The 24,908-nt window shown below is 46.8% G+C and carries 19 protein-coding genes and 1 pseudogene; 14 read left to right on the forward strand and 6 right to left on the reverse strand.

Features of this window, described 5'->3' with window-relative positions; genetic code table 11:
• Positions 1-19: 19 nt before the first annotated feature.
• Positions 20-1,846: a R3H domain-containing nucleic acid-binding protein gene (locus J0L70_RS21410; protein WP_353736655.1), complete on the reverse strand. Its 1,827-nt coding sequence runs from the start codon at positions 1,844-1,846 to the stop codon at positions 20-22.
• Between the two features lie 84 nt (positions 1,847-1,930).
• Positions 1,931-3,037 (reverse strand): circadian clock protein LdpA, encoded by a 1,107-nt coding sequence (gene ldpA, locus J0L70_RS21415; RefSeq protein ID WP_287455796.1) that lies wholly within the window; start codon positions 3,035-3,037, stop codon positions 1,931-1,933.
• Positions 3,038-3,199: 162 nt separating this feature from the next.
• Here ldpA and J0L70_RS21420 point away from each other — a divergent pair, with 162 nt between their 5' ends.
• Complete coding sequence (locus J0L70_RS21420; protein ID WP_287455797.1) at positions 3,200-4,132, forward strand: HEAT repeat domain-containing protein; 933 nt, start codon at positions 3,200-3,202, stop codon at positions 4,130-4,132.
• Between the two features lie 77 nt (positions 4,133-4,209).
• Here the strand turns inward: J0L70_RS21420 and J0L70_RS21425 are convergent, their stop codons facing one another.
• A complete protein-coding gene (locus J0L70_RS21425; protein WP_287455798.1) occupies positions 4,210-4,821 on the reverse strand; it encodes a Uma2 family endonuclease in 612 nt (203 codons plus the stop codon).
• Positions 4,822-5,010: 189 nt separating this feature from the next.
• Here J0L70_RS21425 and J0L70_RS21430 point away from each other — a divergent pair, with 189 nt between their 5' ends.
• The 10 genes from J0L70_RS21430 to J0L70_RS21475 all read left to right on the forward strand — a co-directional run bounded on the left by J0L70_RS21430 (position 5,011) and on the right by J0L70_RS21475 (position 14,038).
• On the forward strand, positions 5,011-5,268 hold the full coding sequence (locus J0L70_RS21430) for a hypothetical protein (RefSeq protein ID WP_287455799.1): 258 nt from the start codon (positions 5,011-5,013) through the stop codon (positions 5,266-5,268).
• An 80-nt stretch (positions 5,269-5,348) separates the two neighbouring features.
• Positions 5,349-6,164 (forward strand): DUF6671 family protein, encoded by an 816-nt coding sequence (locus J0L70_RS21435; RefSeq protein WP_287455800.1) that lies wholly within the window; start codon positions 5,349-5,351, stop codon positions 6,162-6,164.
• A 9-nt stretch (positions 6,165-6,173) separates the two neighbouring features.
• Entirely contained in the window at positions 6,174-7,607 is a 1,434-nt protein-coding gene (gene glpK, locus J0L70_RS21440; RefSeq protein ID WP_287455801.1) for a glycerol kinase GlpK, read from the forward strand.
• An 18-nt stretch (positions 7,608-7,625) separates the two neighbouring features.
• Positions 7,626-9,734, forward strand: coding sequence for a metallophosphoesterase family protein (locus J0L70_RS21445; RefSeq protein WP_287455802.1), 2,109 nt, complete (start codon positions 7,626-7,628; stop codon positions 9,732-9,734).
• A gap of 31 nt (positions 9,735-9,765) precedes the next feature.
• Positions 9,766-10,179: a (2Fe-2S) ferredoxin domain-containing protein gene (locus tag J0L70_RS21450; protein WP_017290957.1), complete on the forward strand. Its 414-nt coding sequence runs from the start codon at positions 9,766-9,768 to the stop codon at positions 10,177-10,179.
• A gap of 435 nt (positions 10,180-10,614) precedes the next feature.
• Complete coding sequence (locus tag J0L70_RS21455; protein WP_017290958.1) at positions 10,615-11,265, forward strand: response regulator transcription factor; 651 nt, start codon at positions 10,615-10,617, stop codon at positions 11,263-11,265.
• A 530-nt stretch (positions 11,266-11,795) separates the two neighbouring features.
• On the forward strand, positions 11,796-12,272 hold the full coding sequence (locus tag J0L70_RS21460) for a hypothetical protein (protein ID WP_287455803.1): 477 nt from the start codon (positions 11,796-11,798) through the stop codon (positions 12,270-12,272).
• Positions 12,273-12,311: 39 nt separating this feature from the next.
• Positions 12,312-12,944, forward strand: coding sequence for a hypothetical protein (locus J0L70_RS21465; RefSeq protein ID WP_287455804.1), 633 nt, complete (start codon positions 12,312-12,314; stop codon positions 12,942-12,944).
• A 450-nt stretch (positions 12,945-13,394) separates the two neighbouring features.
• On the forward strand, positions 13,395-13,670 hold the full coding sequence (locus J0L70_RS21470) for a hypothetical protein (RefSeq protein WP_017290961.1): 276 nt from the start codon (positions 13,395-13,397) through the stop codon (positions 13,668-13,670).
• Positions 13,667-14,038, forward strand: coding sequence for a clan AA aspartic protease (locus J0L70_RS21475; RefSeq protein WP_287455805.1), 372 nt, complete (start codon positions 13,667-13,669; stop codon positions 14,036-14,038). Before J0L70_RS21470 ends, J0L70_RS21475 begins: the two co-directional genes overlap by 4 nt.
• Before the next feature lie 108 nt (positions 14,039-14,146).
• Here the strand turns inward: J0L70_RS21475 and J0L70_RS21480 are convergent, their stop codons facing one another.
• Together J0L70_RS21480 and J0L70_RS21485 are read right to left on the reverse strand one after the other, a co-directional pair.
• The gene (locus J0L70_RS21480) at positions 14,147-14,326 is read right to left on the reverse strand and encodes a hypothetical protein (RefSeq protein ID WP_287455806.1); all 180 of its coding nucleotides are present in this window, start codon (positions 14,324-14,326) and stop codon (positions 14,147-14,149) included.
• A 6-nt stretch (positions 14,327-14,332) separates the two neighbouring features.
• Positions 14,333-16,033 (reverse strand): NAD(P)H-quinone oxidoreductase subunit 4, encoded by a 1,701-nt coding sequence (locus J0L70_RS21485; RefSeq protein WP_287455807.1) that lies wholly within the window; start codon positions 16,031-16,033, stop codon positions 14,333-14,335.
• Between the two features lie 338 nt (positions 16,034-16,371).
• Between J0L70_RS21485 and J0L70_RS21490 the strand changes: the two genes are divergently transcribed.
• Positions 16,372-16,770, forward strand: a complete 399-nt coding sequence (locus J0L70_RS21490) for a nuclear transport factor 2 family protein (protein ID WP_287455808.1) — start codon at positions 16,372-16,374, stop codon at positions 16,768-16,770.
• Positions 16,771-17,010: 240 nt separating this feature from the next.
• Positions 17,011-18,102: an alkene reductase gene (locus tag J0L70_RS21495; RefSeq protein ID WP_287455809.1), complete on the forward strand. Its 1,092-nt coding sequence runs from the start codon at positions 17,011-17,013 to the stop codon at positions 18,100-18,102.
• Positions 18,103-18,275: 173 nt separating this feature from the next.
• Here the strand turns inward: J0L70_RS21495 and J0L70_RS21500 are convergent.
• Positions 18,276-18,536: pseudogene (locus J0L70_RS21500) on the reverse strand (permease); the annotation flags it as partial.
• A 396-nt stretch (positions 18,537-18,932) separates the two neighbouring features.
• On the opposite strand from J0L70_RS21500, the gene J0L70_RS21505 reads away from it, so the two are divergent.
• Positions 18,933-24,758, forward strand: coding sequence for a trifunctional serine/threonine-protein kinase/ATP-binding protein/sensor histidine kinase (locus J0L70_RS21505; RefSeq protein ID WP_287455810.1), 5,826 nt, complete (start codon positions 18,933-18,935; stop codon positions 24,756-24,758).
• The last annotated feature ends 150 nt before the right edge of the window (positions 24,759-24,908 follow it).

Raw genomic sequence — 24,908 nt, forward strand, 5'->3', positions numbered from 1 at the left:
GTTTCGTCAATCAAACAATCTATGCAGGATAAATCCGCAACCTGCGATTTGGCTCCTCGCCAAAACTTCTGGAAGTCAAGCGATAATGCTCGACCAACTCATGCTGCATCTTCCGCACCGTAGACGATCGTGGAAGTAGCTCGACAGGCTGCCCTTTCGGAATCACAATCTGCTCGACTGCTAGCCGCGCTTCTTCTAAAGCTTCCATCTCGTCCTCATTGTCCCCGCGCACAATCAGACTCAATTCTGCTTCGCTCGGCAACCCTGGCTCCTCCATATTCAACAATCGTCTCAGCGCGATCGCAATTTGAGGCACATTGTTCGACTTGACAGTATGAATTGGAATCTGACGAGTCTTCGCCAAGTGACGCAGTTTTGCGTGGTTTTTCACATGCGATCGCAGGGCTAAAACCGCATCTGCTCCCTCCATATCCTTCGTCAAATGAATCGGCAAATTCAATGTCCGAATCACTTGATCGAGCTGTTGCCGACTCACGCCATACGGATAAACATGCAGGGGCAATTCTTCTCCATTCGGACCCGGAAAAGATTCCGATTCCATCGAATCAAAAGTGCGTCCTAACGATTCATCCAGCATCCGTTCAAACGATTGCTGTTCCGGCGTTAAGGTGCGAACATTCGTCGAACTGGCAACGGCTTTCATCCGACCCGTCGATCGCCAACCGCGCGCCTGCATCGAGTCAGAATAGCCTCCACTGTCAGGAAGCGCTTTTAAACGAGTCTTTCCCGGCTCTGGCTGCGGAGTTTCATGAGTGATCGTGATGTTGCCTTCATCATCGGTTGCACGCGTCTGAGGGCTAGGCTGTCTGCCTCGGAGTAAAAGGTCGATCGTGTCTGAAACTTCTTCATGCACAACCCACTTTTGCCGCTCAGCCATTTCAACTGCAATATCAAATGTCGGCGGTGCTTTGCGTTCTAGAACACTCTTTTGAGAACCTCGTCTGCGAGCTTCTTCATCACCTAACGTCACAGATTGAATCCCACCCACGAGATCCGAAAGCGTCGGGTTTTTGATCAAGTTTTCCAGCTTGTTCCCGTGTGCTGTTCCGACTAATTGCACACCGCGTTCCGCGATCGTTCGAGCGGCTAAAGCTTCTAGCTCGGTTCCAATCTCATCGATCACGATCACTTCCGGCATGTGGTTTTCCACTGCTTCGATCATGACTTGGTGCTGCAATTCCGGGCGTGCAACTTGCATCCGTCTTGCTCGACCAATTGCAGGATGCGGCACATCTCCATCACCCGCAATCTCATTCGATGTGTCAATAATCACGACACGCTTATCGAGTTCATCGGCTAGCACTCGTGCAATTTCTCGCAATGCTGTCGTTTTACCCACCCCAGGACGACCCAACATGAGAATCGATCGACCACTTTCGACCAAATCGCGAATCATCCCGATCGTGCCAAAGATGGCTCGTCCAACTCGGCAAGTCAAGCCAATGACTTCACCGCGCCGATTGCGAATTGCGCTAATTCGGTGCAAGGTTTTCTCGATTCCTGCCCGGTTGTCCCCGCCAAAATCACCGACTTTTTGCGTACTTTCTGCAAGGTCTTCTTTGGTAATCGGTGTATCCGAGAGGTATTCAGCTCTGCCTGGAAAACGGGCTTCGGGGAATCGTCCTAAATCCATCACCACTTCTACTAAGCGATCGAGTTCAGGATGTTCGATTAAACGATCGCGCAAGTGAGTCGGCAGAATGTCTAAAAGCTTGGTTAAGTCGTCAGTTGTTTGCATCCGATTATGTTCTGAAGCGGTCATGGTCACGGGGTCAGAAGACTGACTGGCATTGGACTCGAAAGGGACGAAACTTTGTTCTACCATGTGTTCTAAGAATGGGAGAAAACGATAGGAAAAAAGACCTATCTGGTGTTTAGAGTACGGGAGCTTGATCTATCTCTGTGTATGCTAAATCACTTGCAGAACTCGATTTGGGGATTTGATTTGGTGGACAAGTTCGGATGCAAGTTCAACAGCTTGCCAGAGTAAATCAGGAACGGTTTCTATCGCGCCTGGGGAAAGGTTCGAGCAATCGCTCAGGGGCATCATCTCCTTTGCTTCTAGTTGAGTGAGAACGGGTGAAAGTAAACTGCGGGCATAGCTGCCATATGCGATTCCAGAAACCCACCTTGAAGCGGGTGTACTATCTCTATTGTGCAACATCCCTGATGCTTCTAACTTTGGTACAGTGTGCCGATTTGTTCCTCCTGCGAGCTGAATATATCCGGGTATGTCTGTAGCGAGAACTTTTTCACCCAATTTCACACAGGCGCGGGTTGCGCCATCGCCAATATCCCCACTCATTGGACGACCATCGGTTTGCCAGATTAAGGCACAGGGTAGGGGATGAATTAATTCATAGAGTGCCCAGAGGTAATCAATTAAGTCTTCGCCTTCTGGACAGCTAATCGCGATGAGTTTCAAGCGATCGAGTCCTGGTTGGATGGCATTCCACACTCGTTTAAAGTCATCGTATCGACCAACCTGGGTATGGATTTCGATCGCATCAATGCCTGATTGCAGTAACATCGGCGCGATCACTTCCGGAGTATAGACATACGATCGAGTCACAATCTGGTTGATTGGACAAATGGGCACGCATCGCCCACAGCCATAACAGCGATCGTCGATTACGCCTGTCTGATCGATCGCATCGGCTGGACAAATCAATTCACAAGGTCTTGAACAGTCTGGCGGACAAATTTCTGGGTTAAATTCTGCTTTGCGAAAATGCGGGTCTTCGCCATCGTTAAGGCTGACCATGAGCCAGGGATTTGAGGGGGTGAATCCGCGCTGGATGGCTTCTGGTGCAAGTTGATTAGCAATTGCAAAAGCTTCTCTTGCCGTTGAAACGATGGCTGGATCTGCGGCGACATCGACACAATCCGCCCCCGCAAGCGCATAGACCAGTGACAAGGTGCGAATGGCGGGCAGATGTTGGAAACTGGCTCCACAGATAAGTTTGAACCAGTGCCCTTGATTTAGCGATCGTTGAGGCAAGTTAAAATCTATCACTCCTCTATGCTAATCCGCCTAGAGCGATTTTTGACGATTAATTTTGGGCGATCGCTATAATTTAGGAGCAAAGTCTAGGACTATTGGTCACCTCGGGCAAATTATGCTCAACCTTTGATTACACTGCCAAGCGATCGCGATTTTGGATTTTCTAGAAATGCTATGCAAGTTGATTGGGAGAAATTAGCTACAGAACTTGGGGCAATTCATATTCACGGCAGTCAGGTGAGTTTGGAAGCAATCGAGACACTACTTGGTGAAGATTTCTTTGCCCAAGCTGTTGAATGCTGCATTAATTTAGAAGAAGGCTGGGGTCTAGCAGAAGGAATATTACGAATTCTCAGACCGCTAGGAATGAAACATTGCTACAACATTTATAAAACTAGCCATGACATTGAAAAGCGGCGCAGTGCCGTATGGCTTCTGAAGTACACCTCTAATCGAGAAGTTTTAGAATACATTCCTGAATTGCTTGCTGATCCAGATGCTCACATACAAAAGAATGTTACTGAGATTTTGGATCAAATGTCTTTCTGGCGTGAGATTAACGATGAAGAGATGATGTCTGTCCTAGAATTAGCAGTGGATCATCCGAATGAAGCAGTGCGAAAATTTGCGATCGGAATAGTCCACGAAGAGACAATCCAAGGAATTGATGATTTCACGAAACGTCTTACGGATGGACTTCGGCAAGAGTTATATCAATGGCAGAAGCGTTTAAAGTTTGAAACCATGCATGGTTTGGACTTGCGCTGCACTCCTTGGTATGGGCAATTTGAATTGAGTTTTCTCACAGCCCAAGAAGATTTTGATCTGACAGAAGCCTACCATGACAAAAACTATTACCAATGGCGATTAAATGATTTGCCCTTTCATGGGTATGAAATTAGCACTCTAGGAGAATGGATGCAGAAGGAGTTTGAGAAGTCCAGACTATCATTAGGATGCTTGGAATTATTTCTCAGCGCCAGTGTCACAGCACTAAAATCTTCAGCCGTTCAAAAGGTTTTACGCAGATACAATCTCTCGCAAGATTTCCAAATCACTGTATTTAGCCCTAACTCATCTTTTCCACAGAAAAATTTCTATTTCTAAAACTGTATAGATACGAAGGAGTTTGACACTTCAAGCTTTATTTCTGACCAGCAAATCATGCAAAGGTCTTATCCGGCTTACCAGATCTTTGCCATCTTCAGCGTAAATCCTGGCATTTCAGGTTCACAGCTAACAGAATCGGGATGATCTAAAATTTCGGGTTCTTGATTCGATCGATAAACATGAACTTGACAATTCTTCCGATCGATTAACAACCCCAACCGCACCCCATTGGCAACATATTCTTCCAGCTTTTCTTGCAGACTCACCAACGTATCGCTGCTCGATCGCAATTCCACAACAAAGTCAGGCACAATCTCTGCAAAAGATGCCTGTTTTTCTGGAAGTAACGCATTCCAACGTTCAGACAAAATCCAGGATGCATCAGGCGATCGCACTGCACCATTCGGTAAAGTAAAGCCAGCACTAGAATCAAAGGCTTCTCCAGTTCCATCTGCTTCAGACCAAACAAAAAGCTGTCCAAAAACTCTACCGTTGCGGTTTCCTGTATCGGAAAAAGCTGGCGGCATTACAATAATCTCTCCATTCGCATTGCGCTCAATTCTTAGATCTGGATTGGTTCGGCAAAAATTATAGAACTGCTGATCACTCAGCTTTGGCATCGATGTGAGCGAAGAAAGATCGATCGGTAATGGCATCTGTTCCGATTTGACCACTAGGCTAGGCATGAGCCGCTCCATCCAGAAAAGTCTTGCCTCAATTATAGGAACCTTCTAAGGCAAAGCCCAATTCAAAAACCTGCGATTTTGTCTCCGATAGCTGCTTGTGTGATCGCGACTGGCTGATTTTGTAAAGATTTCCGTCTTCTGCTCAAGCTACTATCAATGTAGAAGCAAAGCCCACTCAGGAGCGCAAAAATGCCTCTCAACCTTAACCTACCACTAGAACTAGAGCACGAACTCTGTACGGAAGCTTCGCGGTTAAACTTGCCCCTAACTGAGTATGTTCTGCGTATTCTTACAACAAGGCAAGTACCAGAAAACCTACCTAAAACAGGTACAGAATTAGTTGCTTACTGGCAGCGTGAAGGAGTCATTAATTCGCGACCTGATATCATTGATAGCCAAACTTACGTCCGAAAGCTGCGGGCTGAAGCTGAAACGCGAGAGCAGTAGGCAGAGAGTTAAGATTACCGAGTTGTTCCGGGGCTTGTAACCGAACAACCATATGAACGCTAAAAGCAGATGAATGAGCTATGGATTTATTCAAAGGTCGAACGGCTGTCCTTGCCACAATGCACTGCAAAGAACAAGCGATCGCGCCCATCTTAGAATCTGAATTCGATCTCAAAATCATCGTTCCACCTGATTTCAACACCGATCAGTTTGGAACATTTACCAGAGAAATTGCTCGAACTGGTGATCAGATCGAAGCTGCACGCAGAAAAGCGTTGTCTGCGATCGAGCAAACCGGACTCGATTTCGCGATCGCGTCAGAAGGGAGCTTCGCACCGCATCCCGCCATGCCCATGCTGCCGAGCGATCGCGAAATTGTACTCTTAATCGATACGGTTCACGATTTAGAAATCATTGGCGAAGTAATTTCACTTGAAACAAATTTTGCTCATCGCAGCGTTTCTAACTTTGAGCAGGCTCGCGAATTTGCCATCAAAGTTGGATTTCCAGAGCATAAGCTCGTTGTGATTGATCAAGATCAAATCACCAAAGGCGTTTGCGATTTTCAGCAGCTTGAGCAATTGATTAATGCAGCGTCGAAGCCCGTTCATCTGGAGACCGATATGCGAGCTATGAATAATCCAACGCGAATGAGCGCGATCGCACAAGCCACACAGGATCTCGTCAAAAAACTGAAATCGAGCTGTCCTAACTGCTCAAAACCGGGATTCTCAGTCTCGGACATCAAACGAGGATTACCCTGTGGCTGGTGTCATGCACCGACTGATTTGATTTTGGCGGAAATTTATCGATGTCAGACCTGCGGATTTGAACAACTGTTGCCAACTGAGTCACAAGTTGCAGATCCAATGTATTGTGCATTTTGTAATCCATAGTACTCAGGTATGTCGTACATTCTGGCACTCGATTTAGGCACAACTGGAAATCGAGCGTTTCTCTTTGATCAAGCAGGCAACATTGCAGGACAGGCTTATCAAGAATTAACCCAATACTATCCGCAGCCAGGATGGGTCGAACATGATGCTAAAGAGATTTGGAATGCGACACGATCGCTGATTAAATCCGTCGGCAATGATCAAGTCAAAGCGATCGGCTTAACGGTTCAACGTGAAACCTGTTTACTCTGGGACAAAACTACAGGCAAGCCTCTTCACCGTGCCATTGTTTGGCAAGATCGACGAACCGCACCGTTTTGTAATGAATTGCGAGATCGCGGTTTAGAAGGAGAAATTTACGATCGCACTGGATTAGTGCTCGACGCATACTTCTCTGCGACAAAGCTTCGATGGTTACTCGATCAAGTTAAAGGCGTTGATCTAAACAATGTTTTAGCAGGCACGATCGATAGTTGGATTTTATGGAATCTCACAGGTGGCAAAGTTCATGCAACGGATCACAGCAATGCCAGTCGCACTTTACTGATGAACTTAAAAACGGGTCAATGGGATCAGACATTACTCGATATCTTTGGAATTCCGCTGCACATTCTGCCCTCGATTCAGCCGAGCCTGAGTCATTTTGGAGACTATGCTGGAATTCCCATTACTGCGATCTTAGGTGACCAACAAGCGGCATTGTTTGGGCAAGGCTGCAATCGACCTGGATTAATGAAATGCACCTATGGGACAGGAACCTTTCTGGTTGCTCACACAGGTTCCGAAATCGTGAGAACTGATCAGCAACTCATCTCAACGATCGCTTGGACACACTCCGATCAAGTTGGATATGCGATCGAAGGCAGCATGTTTACCAGCGGAGCCTGTGTTCAATGGCTCCGAGATGAGTTGAAAATGATTTCAATGGCACAGGAGACAGCAGCGATCGCGGCAAGTGTTCCTGATAATGGGGGCGTTTACTTTGTCCCCGCACTTAGTGGACTTGGAACACCTCATTGGGATATGAGCGCGCGTGGGGCATTTCTGGGCATCACAAGAGGGGCAAATCGTGAACATTTGGTGAGATCAGTTTTAGAAGCGATCGCGTTTCAAGTCAAAGAAGTCATTGATGAAATTGAAAAATACAGTCCAACTCCGATTCAGAAACTCGCCGTTGATGGGGGCGCTTGTGAAAATGATTTCTTGATGCAATTCCAAGCTGACGTTTTAGGAATTGCGATCGAGCGACCCGCGATTCGAGATACAACCGTTCAAGGGGCGGCTTTTGCAGCAGGACTCAGTGCCGGAATTTGGGAAAGTTATGATCAACTCGTCGATAGGCGGATCATTGATAGAGTGTTCGAGCCGAGTGGATCAGACCGCATTCAAGCTGAGTTCAAAACTTGGCAGAAAGCCGTTGATCGCGTCAAACGTTGGGAGTGATAACTCAAGAATTTAGACATGACTTATCCTGAATTGCCCCTAGTTTTAGCAGGCCCAATCTTACGTCACACTGCTCCAGAAGTTGTGACGGTTTGGGTTGCGTTACAAAAAGCTTGTACGGTTGAACTTAGGATTTATCATACTCAAGCAATCGACGACTGCCTCTTCACGGGCAAGCGCGCCACAGTTGCCCTCGGCGAATCTTTGCATGTTGTGGCTGTAACAACCCAGACTACGCTTCAGCCTGACCAACTTTATGCCTATGACTTATGCTTCAAATTTGAGCAAGGCGAATGTTCACTGCAAGAAGGACTAACCAGCGATCGCTTTCCTGATGTCAATCTCAGCTATTTCGATCACGGAAAACCAACGTTCTTACTTCCGCCGACTCAGATTGAAGATCTCAAGATTTTGCATGGCTCTTGCCGAAAACCACACGGACATGGAATTGATGCACTGCCCATCTTAGACAGCTTGCTGGAAACCACTGCGGCAGAAATTCGCGATCGTCCTCATCAGTTATTTTTAACGGGCGATCAGATCTATGGAGACGATGTTTCTGCGCGACTTTTAGAAACGGCAACGTTACTCGGTGACAGTCTATTAGGATGGCAAGAAAAATTGCCGCTCAAATCCACGTTCATGACTGCCTCAGAACTGAAGCCTCAAGAACGCGGAGAGATTGCGACTCGTCAAGCAGGATTTACAGGTGGACTCGGAGATAAACGTCAAAAAGTCGAAAATCACCTGTTCAGCTTGGGCGAATACTATGCAACATATTTACTCAGTTGGTCACAGATTGGTTGGGCAATCCTCAAGCCTACAGAACCTCATCTAGAGCGATTTGTGCATACGCTCTGGCAAGTTCGCCGCGCCCTCGCAAACATTCCGACTTACATGATTTTTGACGATCATGATGTCACAGACGACTGGAATTTAAATCAAGCCTGGTGTTTGAGAGTTCTGGGTCGATCTCTGGGTCGCAGAGTGGTGCAGAATGCGCTCCTCGCCTATGCAGTCTTTCAAGGCTGGGGAAATACGCCAGAACGGTTTGAAGTGGAGCAATCTGGTGCAAGGCTTCTCGATGCGGCGCAAACTTGGTCGGCTTCTCAAGGCAGCGATCGCGTTGCGCTGCAAGAAATTTCCAAACTCGTCGGGATGCCGCCTCAAGATCCGAAAACTGGATTGCCGAAATTCATTCAAGACGGAGATGTCAACATTCTCGATCGACATCCGGATGCGCTCACCTGGCATTTCGTCATTCGCAGTCAATGTCATGAAATCCTGGTTCTCGATACTCGAACTTGGCGAGGCTATCCCTTAGATCACGAGCAAGTCTCTCAGAAAATCGCGCCGCCCCGGTTGATTGCTCCGGCAGCCTTAGTTCAGCAACTCTCGCTGCTCCAAGACTCCAAGCACCTGACGACCTTTCTCGTTGCGCCAACTAATCTCTTCGGGTTGCAAGTGATCGATTGGATTCATCATTGGCAACTGCGGAAAAAGAAAGTGTTTTCAACCGATGTCGGAGATGCCTGGAACGTCAATACCGATGCCCTGGCTCAATTGCTCACCCATTTGTTTAAGCTGAGAGACTCGATCGTGGTGCTCTCTGGTGATATTCATTACAGTTCAACGATCCGCCTGTCTTATCAAAGGACGGATTCTGCGCCGGGTGTGCTGATGCAACTGACCAGCAGTGCGATGAAAAATGAGGAACTGATTACGCGCATCATTCACACGCGGTTAAAACACTGGCTGCTTCCAGAACCTAAGCGAAAATGGTTCGGATGGGATCATCCCCCGCATATGATCGAGCGCTCCAAACCGATCGATTCGCCCGATTGGAAGTGTGAACTGGAATGGATTCCGAGACGGGCAGCCGAACATACGGACTTGAGTCTCGATCGCTTTCCGGTCAGAGCGGGCTTATTCCATTTCAATCTGTTCAAATTCTGGACGTGGAAATGGATTCAAGACGGACGGGAAATTGTCGGTGTGAATAATCTTGCGCTCGTCAGCTTTACCCGAGACGACTCTAGTTTAGAAGTGATTCACACCCTGTACTGGTTTTCGTCCTGGAGACCGTTGGAAATTGTGAAAAGCCGTTTTGCCCGTTCCACCCTCTAGAATGAAAACAACTCCCTAGATCGCCTTGTGTATGACATTTTCAACTTGTGTGCAGACGTTGGGACTCGATCGCATTGAGCGTCATGTCTTTATTTGTGCCGACCAGACAAAACCGCTGTGCTGTGACAAAGCTGCGAGCATTGAATCATGGAATTATCTCAAGAAAAGACTCCAAGAACTCAAGCTCGACAAGCCTACTCAGGATGCGGGCTGTATCTTTCGCACGAAAGCCAACTGTCTGAGAGTCTGCGATCGCGGGCCCATTCTTGTTGTGTATCCCGATGGGGTTTGGTATCATTCCGCCACTCCTGAAGTCATCGAACGGATTATTCAAGAACATCTGATTGGCAATCAAATTGTCGAGGAGTTTGCATTTTTGACGCATCCGCTTCCGAGCGTGAAAAACGATTTAGAAAAAGAAGTCGATCGTATTGTTTCTAACTAAAATGCAAATCATTCTATAATCGACTGAAATCAATGAACCCCAAGCAAATTTAAGCTTTGCGATCCTCAAAACCTACGACTCCCTCGTAACTTTTGTCTTTGTTTAAACATTACAAAAATGCGTTTGAAGCTAATAGATGAGGATAGGTAAATTCTCGGTGTTCGAGGATCTTGAAACTCGAACTGAAAAAAGTTTAACTTCTTGACGAGTCGGATATAATGGCACGTGACCTATAGATAAGAATCTGGATTCTTCCAGTTTGTGAGTTTAACTCATGAATGGGTAGTCCAGGAACGTAAGTACACCACGAGTACATTACAAGTACATTTGAGCCTGATGCGCGAAGCTGAATTCTCAGATTCCGTGGAAAAGCTTAGTCATGAAGTTGATTTGTGTAAACGTTGATTTAGATTCAGGCAGAGCGAGTAGCACAGCATGAAGGAAACCAGTTCAGGGAATCACAGACGATTACTGCTGATTGATGATGACCCTAACCTAATTCTGTTGGTTAAAGATTATCTGGAGTTCCGGGGATATGAAGTCGTCACCGCAGAAAATGGGCGGGAAGCGCTGGAAGTCCTGGAACAAGATGTGCCAGATATGATCATTTGCGATGTGATGATGCCGGAAATGGACGGCTATCAACTCGTGAGCAATATTCGTCAAGATCCCAAAACAAGCTGGATTCCAGTATTGTTCTTGTCCGCGAAGGGTCAAAGCCAGGATCGGGTGAAGGGTCTGAATATTGGCGCAGATGTGTATATGGTGAAGCCATTTGAGCCAGAAGAACTTGTGGCGCAGGTGGAGTCTTCTCTCAAGCAAGCGTCGCGGTTGATTCAACATAAGGATGCGAAGGGCGGCGAAAATGCGCCGAAGATTCAAGTTCCGTTTGATGTGGAATTAACGCCGACTGAGTTAAGGGTGGTTCAGTTTGTGGCGCGCGGGATGGCGAACCGTGAGATTGCCGAAGAGTTGAATGTGAGCCAGAGAACGATCGAGAGTCACGTCAGTAATATGCTCGGTAAGACCGGATTGCATAATCGTACTGAGTTAGCACGTTGGGCGATCGAAAATAGCATGGCGTAGGTATGACCAATTTAGCGAAGGGCGATCGAAGTTTTGTCGATCGTCCTTTTTGCTGTTTTCTGTGTCGTTACTGTTCGATCTAATTGGATAAAGTTGGCTCTTAGGCGGATGAGAACTGACTTTCTTCAATAAGAAATACTTAAATTAGTCGTCTAATTTGCTGTCGAGAGGTATCATGCGGAACATTAGTTGATCTAATGTTTAAAGCCGGATTAAACAGAAACAGTCGGTATTACTTCCTAAGTTAAGGTATCCCGGCTCTTAGCAGCCTAAATTCGGTCCAGAGGAATGTTATGCCGATCATTTTCGGGCTAACGTCGAAGTTCGGGTAGATTAGACGAAAGGAGTCAGCCTAATCAATTGTTGGACCGCCAGATGATTGCTAGGAGTAGTGCTTAAAATTTATCTACTTTCTAATTCAATTAGATACTTAAACCTTTAAGCATCTGTGTTTTAACTGTCTCTGGAGTATGTAGTTAGTACTATATTTACGTAAGCTTCTGACTTTATTGATTCTTATTCCAAAGCCTATGCAGTATCAAGATCCAGATGATCGCCCAATTGAAAACCTCAAGGAAAAGTTACCAATTGTTCAGGAAGAAGCTGGTGCTATAGTCCCATTGTCGCCCTCCCCTTTGTCAAGCTTGGATGTATTGATTGCTCAGGAGCGGTCGGCGGAGAAAATTAGAGAGCTTTTAGAATTGAAAGATATTGCGCTTAGGCAGAAGTGGCAGGAAAAGCAAATGGAGGAGGCCCAAAGGCAACAGGAGTACGAGCGTTTAACCCAGGACAAGAAGGAAAGAACCATCACGATTGCTTCATCAGGCACTATTGCCATTGGTCTAGGTATAATGTACTCAACCTCCCTACTAGTAGGTACCTTTGTTCTTCTTCTCGGATTGGCGACCTTACTTAGGATTCCATTTGATGAGCTTTATGATGAGTTTTTAGAGTTTTCTGACAAAATTTATGAAAGACTATCGTCAATTTTCCCTCCCAAACTCTAATCACTTTTTATATTTACATTATTCTAAGGGAAATCCACTATGGATCCAGTAACTCTAACAGCCTCCGCAATCGCTAGTTTAATCTTCACTGAAGCTACTAAAAAGCTTGGTGAGCAAGTTGGCGCGAAATATCTGGAATCCAGCAAAAAGCTTTTCGAGATCATGAAGCAGAAATACCCGGAAGTTGTTGAACAAGAATCGAAGGGAGAACTAAGTTACCGGGAAGCCCTAACTCAGATTGAAATTGCTGTAGAGAAGGATCCTGAGGTTGCTGAGGCAGTGATAGAGCTTAGTGAAGCTGTTAAATCAGAACCCAATCAAGAAATTCTTTTTCAAATCTTGAATGACATTATTGTACATCTTCAAGAAGAACCGCGCCAGATATATAACGTTCAATACAACTTTCCAAGTAATAGTACCATTCCTAATGGAGAATTTAGTCCAGTAGGTGTAAGGCAACAACATTACAACATGAATATACAAGAACAACCTTCTTACAATAAAAATAGACAAGCACAATTAATTGGATTTTACTTTTCAATCTTAGCTCTAGTTCTAGTTGGTCTACTGGCATTTGCGCCCCTTTCTATTGCAATCCAGCAAATTTTTGTTGCACTTATTGCCTTGTTTTCTATATTTTCGCTAAGTGCCTTCAAACGATCCATAAGATAAACAGAACTCTAATGGGGTGAACAAGAGATTTTTTTACATGACAGTGAGAAAGAGTCTAACAATTCGCTTGGAGCAAGATGAGTTGATTCTTGAGAGTGAACTTTAGCATAACGATTCTGAGTCGAATGTATGACAAATCCTTTGAAGTCGCAATTTACTGAAGTTCTTACTCTGATTCAAGTTGCTCAACGAAAAGTCCTCGCGACTACGAATCAGAAGTTGATCAAGCTCTATTGGAGCATTGGAAAATACATCAGCAATGCCTTTAGCGCCTGCGAAACGCTATCTCATAACCACATTGAGGAATGCTACAACCTCTCTCAACAAATCATCAACAGTAGGAGAGGTGTTTACCTTTTGACTCTAGGGAGATAGATAAAACAGTTCTGCTGCTTTAGGAGCGGGGGTTAAGTTAAAATGCAGGGACGAAGTTGAAACGAGGTCAAGACGATGACAGTTCGACAACCCCGCTATCCTAAAGAAGAATATGCTCGTCTTGGCAATGAGATTTACGAGACTCAGGTACGATCGCAAGTCGAAGAAGGCAATTACGGCAGAATTGTAGCGATCGACATTGAAACTGGAGCCTTTGAAGTCGCTGATAATACGATCGAAGCTACCGATCGTCTTTATGAACGTGTACCCGATGCCCAACCTTGGGTGATTCGGATTGGACATCGTACCGTTTATCGGTTTGGTTCGCGGAGCCTGAAGAAGTCGGTATGATGCAAGGCTTCGTGAATCAAAGTTGTGAAGCGATCATTCCAGTAGTCGTAGGTCATACCAAAGCCCGTCAGCAAATGATTCAGGCGGTGATTGATACAGGGTTTACTGGATTCTTGTCGCTTCCATTATCTCTGATTGAATCACTGGAATTGCCCTGGATATTTCGTGATTTCGCAACGTTAGGCGATGGTAGTGAAGTGCTTTTTGATATGTATCGTGCTTCTGTCATTTGGCATGGACAGTATCAAGTTGTGGATGTGGCAGCATCAGAAGCAGAACCACTTGTAGGCATGAGTCTACTGTATGGATCTAAGCTCCAAACTGAAGCAGTTGAGGGCGGCATCGTGAAGATTGAAGCCATGACGTAGTTGAAATTCTCTCCGCTGTGGCACAGTCTAACCAATCGTTGGAACGGCGAACAGAGTCTTCTCACTTCGTTTCTAGTCTATTTGTCGCCGTTCAACTTACTGAAGTTCTTACCCTGATTCAGGCTGCTCAACGGAAAGTCCATACGATCGCGAACCCAGGAGTTGAACAAGCTCTATTGGAGCATTGGAAAATACATCAGCAATGCCTTCGGCACCCGCGAAACGCGATCGCATAACCACATCCGAATGCGGACAAAATAACGATCGCGCAGCTTGGGTAGGATGCAAAGATCCTTATTTGACAACACTCCAGACATTTGCAGATTGAGCTTCTGCGATCGTAGGACTCCCTTGCCCCTGCGCCAAGGGCTGCAACGCATCTGGAAAGACCTCATGATAGGCTGTCCGCACCTGGGCATTAACCGCCACCGTTTTCACGTCATACATCTGGGTCGCCACCTTGGGATAACACCCGATCGTAATAATCAACCCCAGAAAACAAACCGCAATAAAAATCTCCCGGAGATTCGCATCCTTAAACTCTGCCTGCTCTGGCAACACACAGTCTGTCCCAAAACAGTTCGCCTCTTGGTTGCCCTGAGCCTTCAAATCTAGATCATTCAGATCACAAGCAGGCACCAAGTCACACATTTGATCAGCACTGGCTCCATGAAACACCTGCCGCACCATCGACAGCAGATAGATCGGCGTTAGAATCAACCCCACTGCTGCCAGGAAAACAGTCACCCAGCGAAACGTCGAACTATAGATGTCCGTTGTAGCCAAGCCGACAAAGACCTCCAGTTCTCCGGCAAACCCACTCATCCCAGGCAAAGCCAAAGATGCCATTGTCCCAATCGTGAACAGAGCAAACACCGCGGGCATCGCTTCCCCCAACCCACCCAACTGATTCATCATCATCGTGCGAGTGCGATCGTAGGTCACGCCTGCCAAGAAAAATAACACTGACGCAATCAACCCGTGGGAGAGCATTTGCAGCATCGCCCCACTTACACCCAAATCACTATAGGAAGCAATCCCCAGCAGCACAAACCCCATATGAGAAATTGAAGAATAGGCTAACCGCCGTTTCATATTGGTCTGTGCAAAGGAGTTTAGCGCCCCATAGACGATATTAACCACTCCTAAAATCACCAACACTGGAGCAAAATACACATGGGCATGCGGCAACAGTTCCATGTTCAACCGGATCAGCCCATACCCCCCCATTTTCAGTAATACTCCTGCCAAAATCATCGAGACTGGAGAAGAAGCTTCGCCGTGGGTGTCCGCCAGCCAAGTATGAAAGGGGAAAATCGCCAATTTGACCCCAAACGCCACCAGCAGTCCAGCATACAAAAACAATTCCAGCCCTAAGGGAAACTCCCTTAACCCGAGTTCAGCAATATCAAAGGTGAGCGTATCACCATAGAATCCCATCCCCAGGGCTGCTACCAAAATGAAAATCGAAGCCAGCGCCGTATACATCAAGAACTTCGTCGCTGCATAGCCCCGATTTTGTCCGCCCCAAATGCACACCAGCAAATAGACCGGAACCAGTTCCACTTCCCACATGATGAAGAACAGCATCAGATCTTGGGCCACGAACACCCCCACTTGGGCAGCATATAGAACCAACATCAGGGCGTAGAACAGGCGCGATCGCCGATCCACCTGCCAGGCGGAAAACATCGACAGCGTCGTCACAAAGCCCGCTAACAGCACGAGCGGAGCCGAAATACCATCCACCGACAGCGCCCAACTCAAGCCCAACTGCGGTAACCAAACCACCTTTTCTGCCAGTTGAAATGTCGCTTGGCTCGCGTCGTAATGCTGCCAAAAGGCATAGGACATCAGGACAAAATCAGCCATGCCAACTCCCAAGGCATACCAGCGGACAGTCTTGCCGTTTTTATTAGGGATCAAAGGAATGAGCAACGCGGCTACCAACGGCAGTAGGACGATCACGGTCAGCCACGGGAATTGTTCGATCATAATAGGAATAAATGCTTATCCGTTGAGTTAAGAATATCTTACGCAAATGTGAGACTCATCATCTATTACTCCTTTGCCAATTTGTCATGGACTTAGCATTATGTATCTAGATACATCTCGTGTAGAAATGGCACAATCTCTTTCTTGTGGCTCGCTTGCCGCTGCGGATTCCCCTTCCTGACCTGCGAGAAAGGGAGCGATTTAATCGATGCAGGTGGGTTTCGCAAGTGTAGACGCAATTTTGATCGCGAGGCGTGATTTGAGTTTCGTTCCTAAGCTACGCACTAGATGAGCGGTGCCGGAAGGTTATTGACATACAACCATGAACCCTATTACATATGGAGAATCTATCACTGCTAGCTACACTGCGCGAACTAGAGTGCGAACTTCATCAACCTGAGTGCCGTAGAAATCGAGAGCGACTGGTGCAGTTGCTTGCTCCTGATTTCAAAGAGTTCGGTCGCTCAGGAGCAACATATACGCGCGACGATGAACTCATATCATTGCCAAATGATCCGGAGCCACCGCAGATTCACGCGCAAGACTTTGCCGTGAACAAGCTCTCAGACTCGATCGCGTTACTGACCTATCGAGAGGCGCATGTGAATTCATCAGGAGAACTGTTCCGTCACACGAATCGATCGTCAATTTGGCGGTTAGATTCATCAGGGTGGCAAATGGTATTTCATCAAGGTACACCTACAGACCCTTTTGACCAATCTGCAGTTGAGAGATAGACTACATGCACCATAACCCTACAGCATACTGTTTTGAGCAAAAGTGAGCTGCATCCGGTGTTACCAACCTTAGCCCCAAATCTTCATTCTGGGGTGGGATGGCAATCAGACGGAAGCGATTCTGTTTCGTATCATCTCCAAGTCATATTCTTTGCGCGATCGCAATCAGGCATTAGCTAGTTTTGTCTCACCGATGCAATGGCCTAGAGTAATCGCGTCCTCAACTTTGGTTGTTGTTTCATGTCACTATCTCACCTCTTTTCCGCTCTGCAAGTCGGTGCTTTAGAGCTGCCAAACCGAATCCTTATGGCTCCTCTAACCCGCTGTCGTGCAGATCAAGATCATGTTCCCACTCCATTGATGGCAGAATATTACAGTCAACGTGCCAGTGCTGGATTGATCATTGCAGAAGCAACTGCGGTGATGCCAGGGTGTTCTGCATTTGGCGCTGACCCAGGAATTCACAATGATGCTCAGGTCGCAGGATGGAAACAAGTCACCGATGCCGTTCATGCCAAAGGAGGTCGGATTGTTCTTCAGATCTGGCATGGGGGTCGAGCTTGTCACCCGTTGTTAAATAACGGTGCAATTCCGGTTGCTCCCAGTGCAATTCCGATTACAAACGATGAATTTCATGCGCCGCAGGGTAAAGTTCCTTATGTCACTCCTCGGGCGCTAGAGGATGACGAAATTCCGACGATTATTGCAGGCTTCCGATCTGCGGCTGGAAATGCGAGAACTGCTGGATTCGATGGTGTCGAAGTTCACGGTGCAAACGGTTACTTACTGGATGAATTCCTGCGCGATGGTAGTAATCAACGGAGTGGTGCTTATGGAGGGTCGGTCGAGAATCGTGCTCGCTTGATGCTCGAAGTGCTAGAGGCGACGATCGACGTTTGGGGTAGCGATCTCGTTGGGTTAAGACTCTCGCCGCTCAATAGCTACAACAGCATGAAAGATAGTGATCCGATCGGCACGTTTACTTGGTTAGCGGCTCGTCTCAATGATTACAACCTTGCCTATCTGCATGTGATGCGGGGTGATTTTCTAGGTGAGCAACAAGGTGACGTACTGCCCCCGATTCGTGAAGCCTACAAGGGTGTCTTAGTTGGCAATACAGGCTATACGGCAGAAGAGGCGGAATCTGCGATCGCCAATGGTCAATTAGATGCGATCGCCTTTGGAACCTCGTTTTTAGCCAATCCTGATCTCCCAACTCGCTTTGCTCAAAATGCTCCACTGAATGCTCCGGATCCGAGCACGTTCTATTCACCCGGCGCGCAAGGCTATACAGATTATCCATATTTAGCTGTGCCTTGCGTCGCAGTGTGACAAGCTGATTTGCTGAACGCGAAGAAACAGGCAACGATTCGCTTGGAGCGGACTGTCGAAAGATTTTGATATCTTGCAAAAGTGATTTACAGCCGCTCAAGCAAATCGTTAGATGCCCTTTGATGCCTTGGTTGAGACTATCCTCTTCGTGCTGATTGAGCGCCAAGAGGTGGTTAGGCAAAGAGTGCATTAATCAGGTAGCTGACACTGATAATTCCAAAAGCCATGAGGCTAATGAATACGGCTAAAAGTTGGGGGAGAAGTCCTTGCCTCAAGATAAACATCTCAGGTAGCGATAGAGCCGTTACTGCCATTGTGAATGCTAATACAGTACCAAGCGGCATTCCTTTGTTGACCAGGGCTTCAGTAATGGGCATGACACTCGCAATGTTTGCATAGAGTGGCACACCTAAAATTACAGCAATTGGAAAAGCGAAGGGGTTGCTAGCTCCTGCTCATTGGATCACTAAAATGGTTGGGACATAGACGTAAATCCCAGCATCGATTGCAATCCCGACAACAACATACAGCCAAACTGAGCGCACAATTTCGCTAAACTGCAACCATCTCTGCTGCAACTTCTGTTTTCAGGTGAAGGAAGTCGATGCCAAATCATCTGCTTGAGTTGTCCGGCATCTAACACTGCGTCGGTGTGGATAGAACAGAGGTGTCGTGCTGTGTTCGAGGTTATTTGCTGTCGCACAACTTTGTCGTTAGTCTGCTTAAGTGATCTGTGGAACTGTAACTCTGTATAGTACCGTCGCCCACTTTTTTGGGAATTCTAGGTGAAGGGAATTCCTCGATGCAGGTCAGATCGCGCAACCAAAACTATGAGACTCTCAACACCAACCTCCCCCCAATCATTTCCGGAAGTTCCTGGTTACAGACTGACTGAGCAACTCTACTTTGGTTCTCGTACAGCAGTCTACCGAGCGGTACAAACGGCAACTCAGCAACCCGTAGTGATTAAGGTGCTGCTGCGGGACTATCCTACTTTTGGCGAATTGGTGCAGTTTCGCAATCAATATACGATCGCCAAAAATTTGCCGATTCCGGGGATTGTCCGCTCCTTGAGTCTGGAATCCTTGGGGAGAAGCTATGTCTTGGTTATGGAAGATTGGGGCGGCACGGCTTTAAGCACATACATCCAGCAGCAATCGTTAGATCTGACCACAGTCTTGGCGATCGCCCTCCAACTGTCCGAGATTCTGCATGATCTGGGTCAGTATCGGGTAGTGCATAAAGACATCAAACCCGCCAATATTCTGATTCAACCAGAGTCGAAACAGGTCAAGCTGATCGACTTTAGTATCGCCTCTTTGTTGCCTAAGGAAACTCAGGAAATCCAAAGTGCCAATCAGCTAGAAGGAACTCTCGCTTATCTGGCTCCTGAGCAAACGGGGCGGATGAATCGGGGAATCGACTATCGCACGGATTTTTATGCTCTAGGAGTCACACTCTATCAACTGTTGAGTGGCAAACTCCCGTTTGAGTCGGAAGACCCATTGGAGTTAATGCATTGCCATATTGCCAAAATGCCTTTACCCGTGAATCAGGTGAATCCTGCGGTGCCGGGGATGGTGGCAGCGATCGTCAGTAAACTGATGGCGAAAAATGCCGAAGACCGTTACCAAAGTGCATCGGGGTTGAAACACGATTTAGAAGAGTGTTTGAACCAATGGAAAACCAGCGGTGGGATTGCTGAATTTGAATTGGGACAGCGTGATATCAGCGATCGCTTCTTGATTCCCGAAAAACTCTACGGTCGAGAATCGGAAGTGCAAACCTTGCTAGAGTCCTTCGATCGCGTCGCCGCAGGTCGTTCCGAACTGATGCTGGTGGCAGGTTTTTCGGGGATTGGTAAAACGTCTGTCGTCAATGAAGTCCATAAACCGATTGTGCGGCAGCGGGGCTACTTCATTAAAGGCAAATTTGACCAGTTTAACCGCAACATTCCACTCTCTGCCTTTGCCCAAGCCCTCCGTGATTTGATGCGGCAATTGCTCTCAGAGTCCGATGCGGAATTGGCAGCTTGGAAGGCAAAGATTCTGGCCGTGGTGGGCGAGAATGGACAAGTGCTGATTGATGTGATGCCGGAACTGGAGCAGATTATTGGTCAACAGCCTGCGGCACCAGCATTGACGGGGAGTGCGGCACAAAATCGCTTTAATCTGCTGTTTCAGAAGTTTATTGAAGTCTTCACAACGGTAGATCATCCGTTGGTGATGTTCTTGGATGACTTGCAATGGGCGGATGTGGCTTCGCTGCAATTGCTCAAGCTGCTGATGAAGGATAATGGCTATTTGCTGATGCTTGGGGCTTATCGGGATAACGAAGTGTCGCCGACTCACCCCTTAATGCTGATGGTCGAGGAAATTCAAAAATCAACCGAGATCATCCAAACGATTACCTTAAAGCCCTTAGATTTCGGTACCACAAATCGCTTGATTGCGGATACGTTGAATTGCTCGATCGAACTAGCAACACCCTTGGCAGAACTTGTCGATCGCAAAACCAAGGGGAATCCTTTCTTCACAGCACAATTTCTTAAAGCGTTATATGAAGAAGGCTACATTCGCTTTAATCGAGAGGTTCGTTATTGGGAATGTGATATTGCACAAGTTACAGCATTGTCGTTAACTGATGATGTTGTAGAATTCATGGCGACCCAATTGCGTAAGTTGTCGAATGAGACTCAACAAGTTTTGAAGCTGGCTGCTTGCATTGGTAATCAGTTTGATTTGACAACCCTAGCAATGGTTTTGCAGCAGCCAGTGGCAGAAGCCGCCACTGTGCTGTGGAAAGCTTTACAAGAGGGCTTAATTCTGCCTACTAGCCAGGTTTATAAGTTCTTCCAATCTGGCGAACAAATTGCTACCCAAAGTTCGATTAATCCGACCTATCGCTTCTTGCACGATCGCGTTCAGCAAGCTGCTTATTCTTTAATTCCAGCCGAGCAACGAGAAACCTATCATCTGCAAATTGGGCGGAGTCTTTTGCAGAATATCGCGATCGAACAACAGGCTGATCACTTGTTTAATATTGTCAGTCAGTTGAATGCAGGTAAAGCCTTAATCACGGATGAGGCTGAGCGAGAAGAACTGGCTCAACTCAATCTCAAAGCCGCTCAAAAAGCGATCGCTGCAACCGCTTATGATGCGGCGAAGCAATACCTGCACCATTTACAAGAACTCCTGAAGCCAGATAGCTGGCAAACGCAATATGAATTGACGTTAAGCGGTTATATCACGATGGCTGAAGTTGCCTATCTATTAGGTGATTTATCTCAAATGGAATCCCTTGCAGATCTGATTTGCCAGCAGGCTCAAACTTTTCTGGATACAACCGAAGTCTGCGAAATCAAAATTGAGGCTTATAGTAATCAGGGCGATTTTGCTAAGGCAATCAATATCGGGCTAGAGTTTCTGAAATATTTTGGGATTGAATTTCCCAGCCAACCCACTGAACAAGATTTTGCTGCCTACTTAGGAGAAACACAGCAGGTATTAGCTGGTCGTAGTGCTGACGAAATTGTGCAGTTGCCAGCTATGACTTGTCCAGATTCCAATATAATCCTGCGGATCTTGATGCATTTGAGCAACCCAATTTATGTTGCTCAACCCGCCCTCTATCCTTTAGTTGTCTTTAAACAAGTTCAATTATCAGCGACTAAAGGAAATGCAGCTGCTTCGACGTTTGGTTATTCGGTTTATGGTTTGCTCCTCTGTGGTGTGTTAGGAGATATTGAGCTAGGATACCAATTTGGTCAAGTGGTTCAACAGCTATCAGAACGCTTTAATAGCCAAGAACATTTACCAAAAACCCAAGTCATCATCAATCACTTTGTTAATCACTGGAAACGATCGCTCAGCAGTACCCTAGAAGGTTTGAAGACTGCCCATACCATCGGCATCGAAACGGGTGATTTGACCTATGCGGGCTATGGCGGATTTATGTATTGTTTCCATGCCTTTCTAGCGGGTCGAGAACTAACCGACTTGCATTCTGAGTCGGCGACCTATGATGCAGTTCTAGAAGGCATTGAACAGAAAACAGCGCTACGGTATCTGCGAATCATTCGCCAAACGATCGCGAATCTCCTCGGTGAGACAACAGATCCGATCGAACTCACAGGCATTCAAGACGAGCAAGCTGTTGCTCAAGCCTTAGAAGCTGAACAGGATCAAACAGGCTTATGGCATTTGAGAAACTGTCAAACGATCGTGAGCTATTTATTCGGTGACTTTGAACAAGCAAAATTACGAGTAGGACAGGCTTATTCCCATGCTGCTGGGGGAGTTGGGATGCCCACAGTGCCCATTCTTTGTTGGTATGAGGCACTGACGAACTTAGCGATCCTGGCGACACCGGGTGCCAATTTATCCCAGACAGAATATGCAGAGTATTGGCAAGCGATCGAAACGGCTCAAGCCAAACTCCAGGGTTGGGCGAGTCATGCGCCGATGAATTGTCAGCATCGCTATGACTTAATCTGTGCCGAAACGTATAAGTTGCGAGAAGATTGGCCCGCTGCAATTCTCGCCTATGAATCAGCAATTGCCGGAGCGAAAGCCAATGGTTATGTTCAAGAAGAAGCCTTAGCGAATGAGCTAGCAGCAAAGTTCTATCTGACTTGGGATAAAGAAAAAATTGCGGCTGGATACCTGCAAGAAGCCTACTATTGCTATGCCCGATGGGGAGCCAAAGCCAAAGCTGCTGATTTAGAACAATGCTATCCCCAACTGCTACAACCCATCTTGCAAGCCACCAACCAACCCCTCACAATATTAGAAACGCTAGCCACGATCTCGGCACCAACCTATTCGCTCCATTCCACCTCAAGTAAGAGTTCCTCTAGCAGTAGCATTAACCAAACGCTCGATTTTTCGACCCTGCTGCAAATGTCTCAGACTTTCGCTAGCACGATCGCTCTGGATGAACTGCTGCAAACCCTGGCTCTCACCCTGCTGCAAAACTCTGGGGCAGATCAATGTGCCTTGCTGCTCTGTGAAAACAACCAATGGCAGGTGCGGGTGATGGCGAACCTAGAGCAGGTCATGCTGCAATCTGTGCCTCTGGAGGATAATCCCACCGTTCCCGTCCAGTTGATTCACTATGTGAAACACAGCCTAACGACGGTTGTGATCGACGACCTCAAGACCGACTTGCCCGTGATTAGCGATTACCTGCATCACCATCAACCTAAGAGTGTCCTGTGTTTACCGATTCTCAACCAGGGCAACTTGCGAGCGATTTTGTATCTAGAAAATCGCTCCACCAGTGGCGTATTTACGAGCGATCGCGTCTTCATCCTCAACTTCCTCTGTACTCAAGCTTCCATCTCCCTCGAAAATGCTCGCCTCTATGCTGCGGAGCGAGAGAAAGCCGAACAATTGGCTCAACTCAACCACAAGTTATCTCTGACGCAATTCTCAGTAGACTGTGCTGCGAACGGCATTTTTTGGATGCATCCCGATTCCCGTTTCTTTTATGTTAATCAGACTGCTTGTGAGACATTGGAGTATTCTCCCGAAGAACTGATGGCACTTTCCGTGACTGACATTGACCCTAATGTTTCCGCTGAATTTTGGGCAGCCCATCGGCAAGAGGTTAGGGAAAAAACGAGCCTGACGTTTGAGTCTAGTCATCAATCCAAAAGTGGACGGATCTATCCCGTAGAGATTTCGGTCAATTATTTGGAATTTGCTGGACAGGAGTACTATGTTGCGATCGTTCGAGATATTTCTGAGAGAAAGCAGGCAGAGAAGTCGATCCTGGAAAAAACTCAAGCGCTAGAACAGGCAGTGCTTGACCTGCAAGGGGCGCAATTGCAAGTGGTGCAAAGTGAAAAAATGGCATCCCTCGGAAACTTAGTCGCTGGGGTTGCCCACGAAATTAATAACCCGATCGGCTTCCTCAATGGCAGTATCAACAATGGAAAAGACTATGTGGAAGATCTGCTGGGACATCTTGCACTCTATCAGCAACATTATCCGAATCCAGTCTCACCCATTCAAGATCATGCCGAAGACATTGACCTCGAATTCCTCAGCGAAGACCTGCCTAAATTGCTTGATTCCATGCAAGGCGCAACTGAGCGTATCAGAGGTATCAGCACCAGCCTGCGAACTTTCTCTCGTGCTGATACGGAACACAAGGTCAGTGCTAACCTACATGATGGACTGGACAGTACTATCTTAATTTTGAAATATCGCCTCAAAGCGAACGAGCATCGTCCTGCGATTGAAGTCATTCAAGATTATGGCAATCTGCCTTTACTAGACTGCTTTCCTGGACAACTCAACCAAGTGTTTATGAATATCTTGGCGAATGCGATCGATATGTTTGACGAAATGGCTCAAACTCGGTCTTTTGCTGAACTCGCAGCCCATCCTCAAAAAATTACGATTCGTACAAGCGTCGATGCCGATCAGGTTCAGATTCAAATTTGTGACAATGGGAAAGGGATGCCAGAAGAGGTGAAGGCGAAAATTTTTGACCATTTATTTACCACCAAAGGGGTGGGCAAAGGGACGGGGTTGGGATTAGCGATCGCCCGTCAAATTGTGGTCGATAAACACAGCGGCAGTTTAACCGTTCAGTCAGAGCCAGGGAAAGGTACTGAGTTTTGTATTCGGTTGCCGATCGTGGGCTGAATAGCCAATTCTGCATGAAAGGTTGCATCGATGTGTTTGTAAATAGTTTTGTGTTAAATCTTGAGATCTCAAGATTTAAATGATCTTGTACTGCCTTCAATGCTTGCGATCATTAAACAGACCGATATTCTAGGCACAGGTTTTATTGCT

Origin of the sequence: Leptolyngbya sp. UWPOB_LEPTO1 (assembly GCF_017302695.1) — a bacterium.
GTDB classification, from domain to species: Bacteria; Cyanobacteriota; Cyanobacteriia; order Leptolyngbyales; family Leptolyngbyaceae; genus Leptolyngbya; species Leptolyngbya boryana.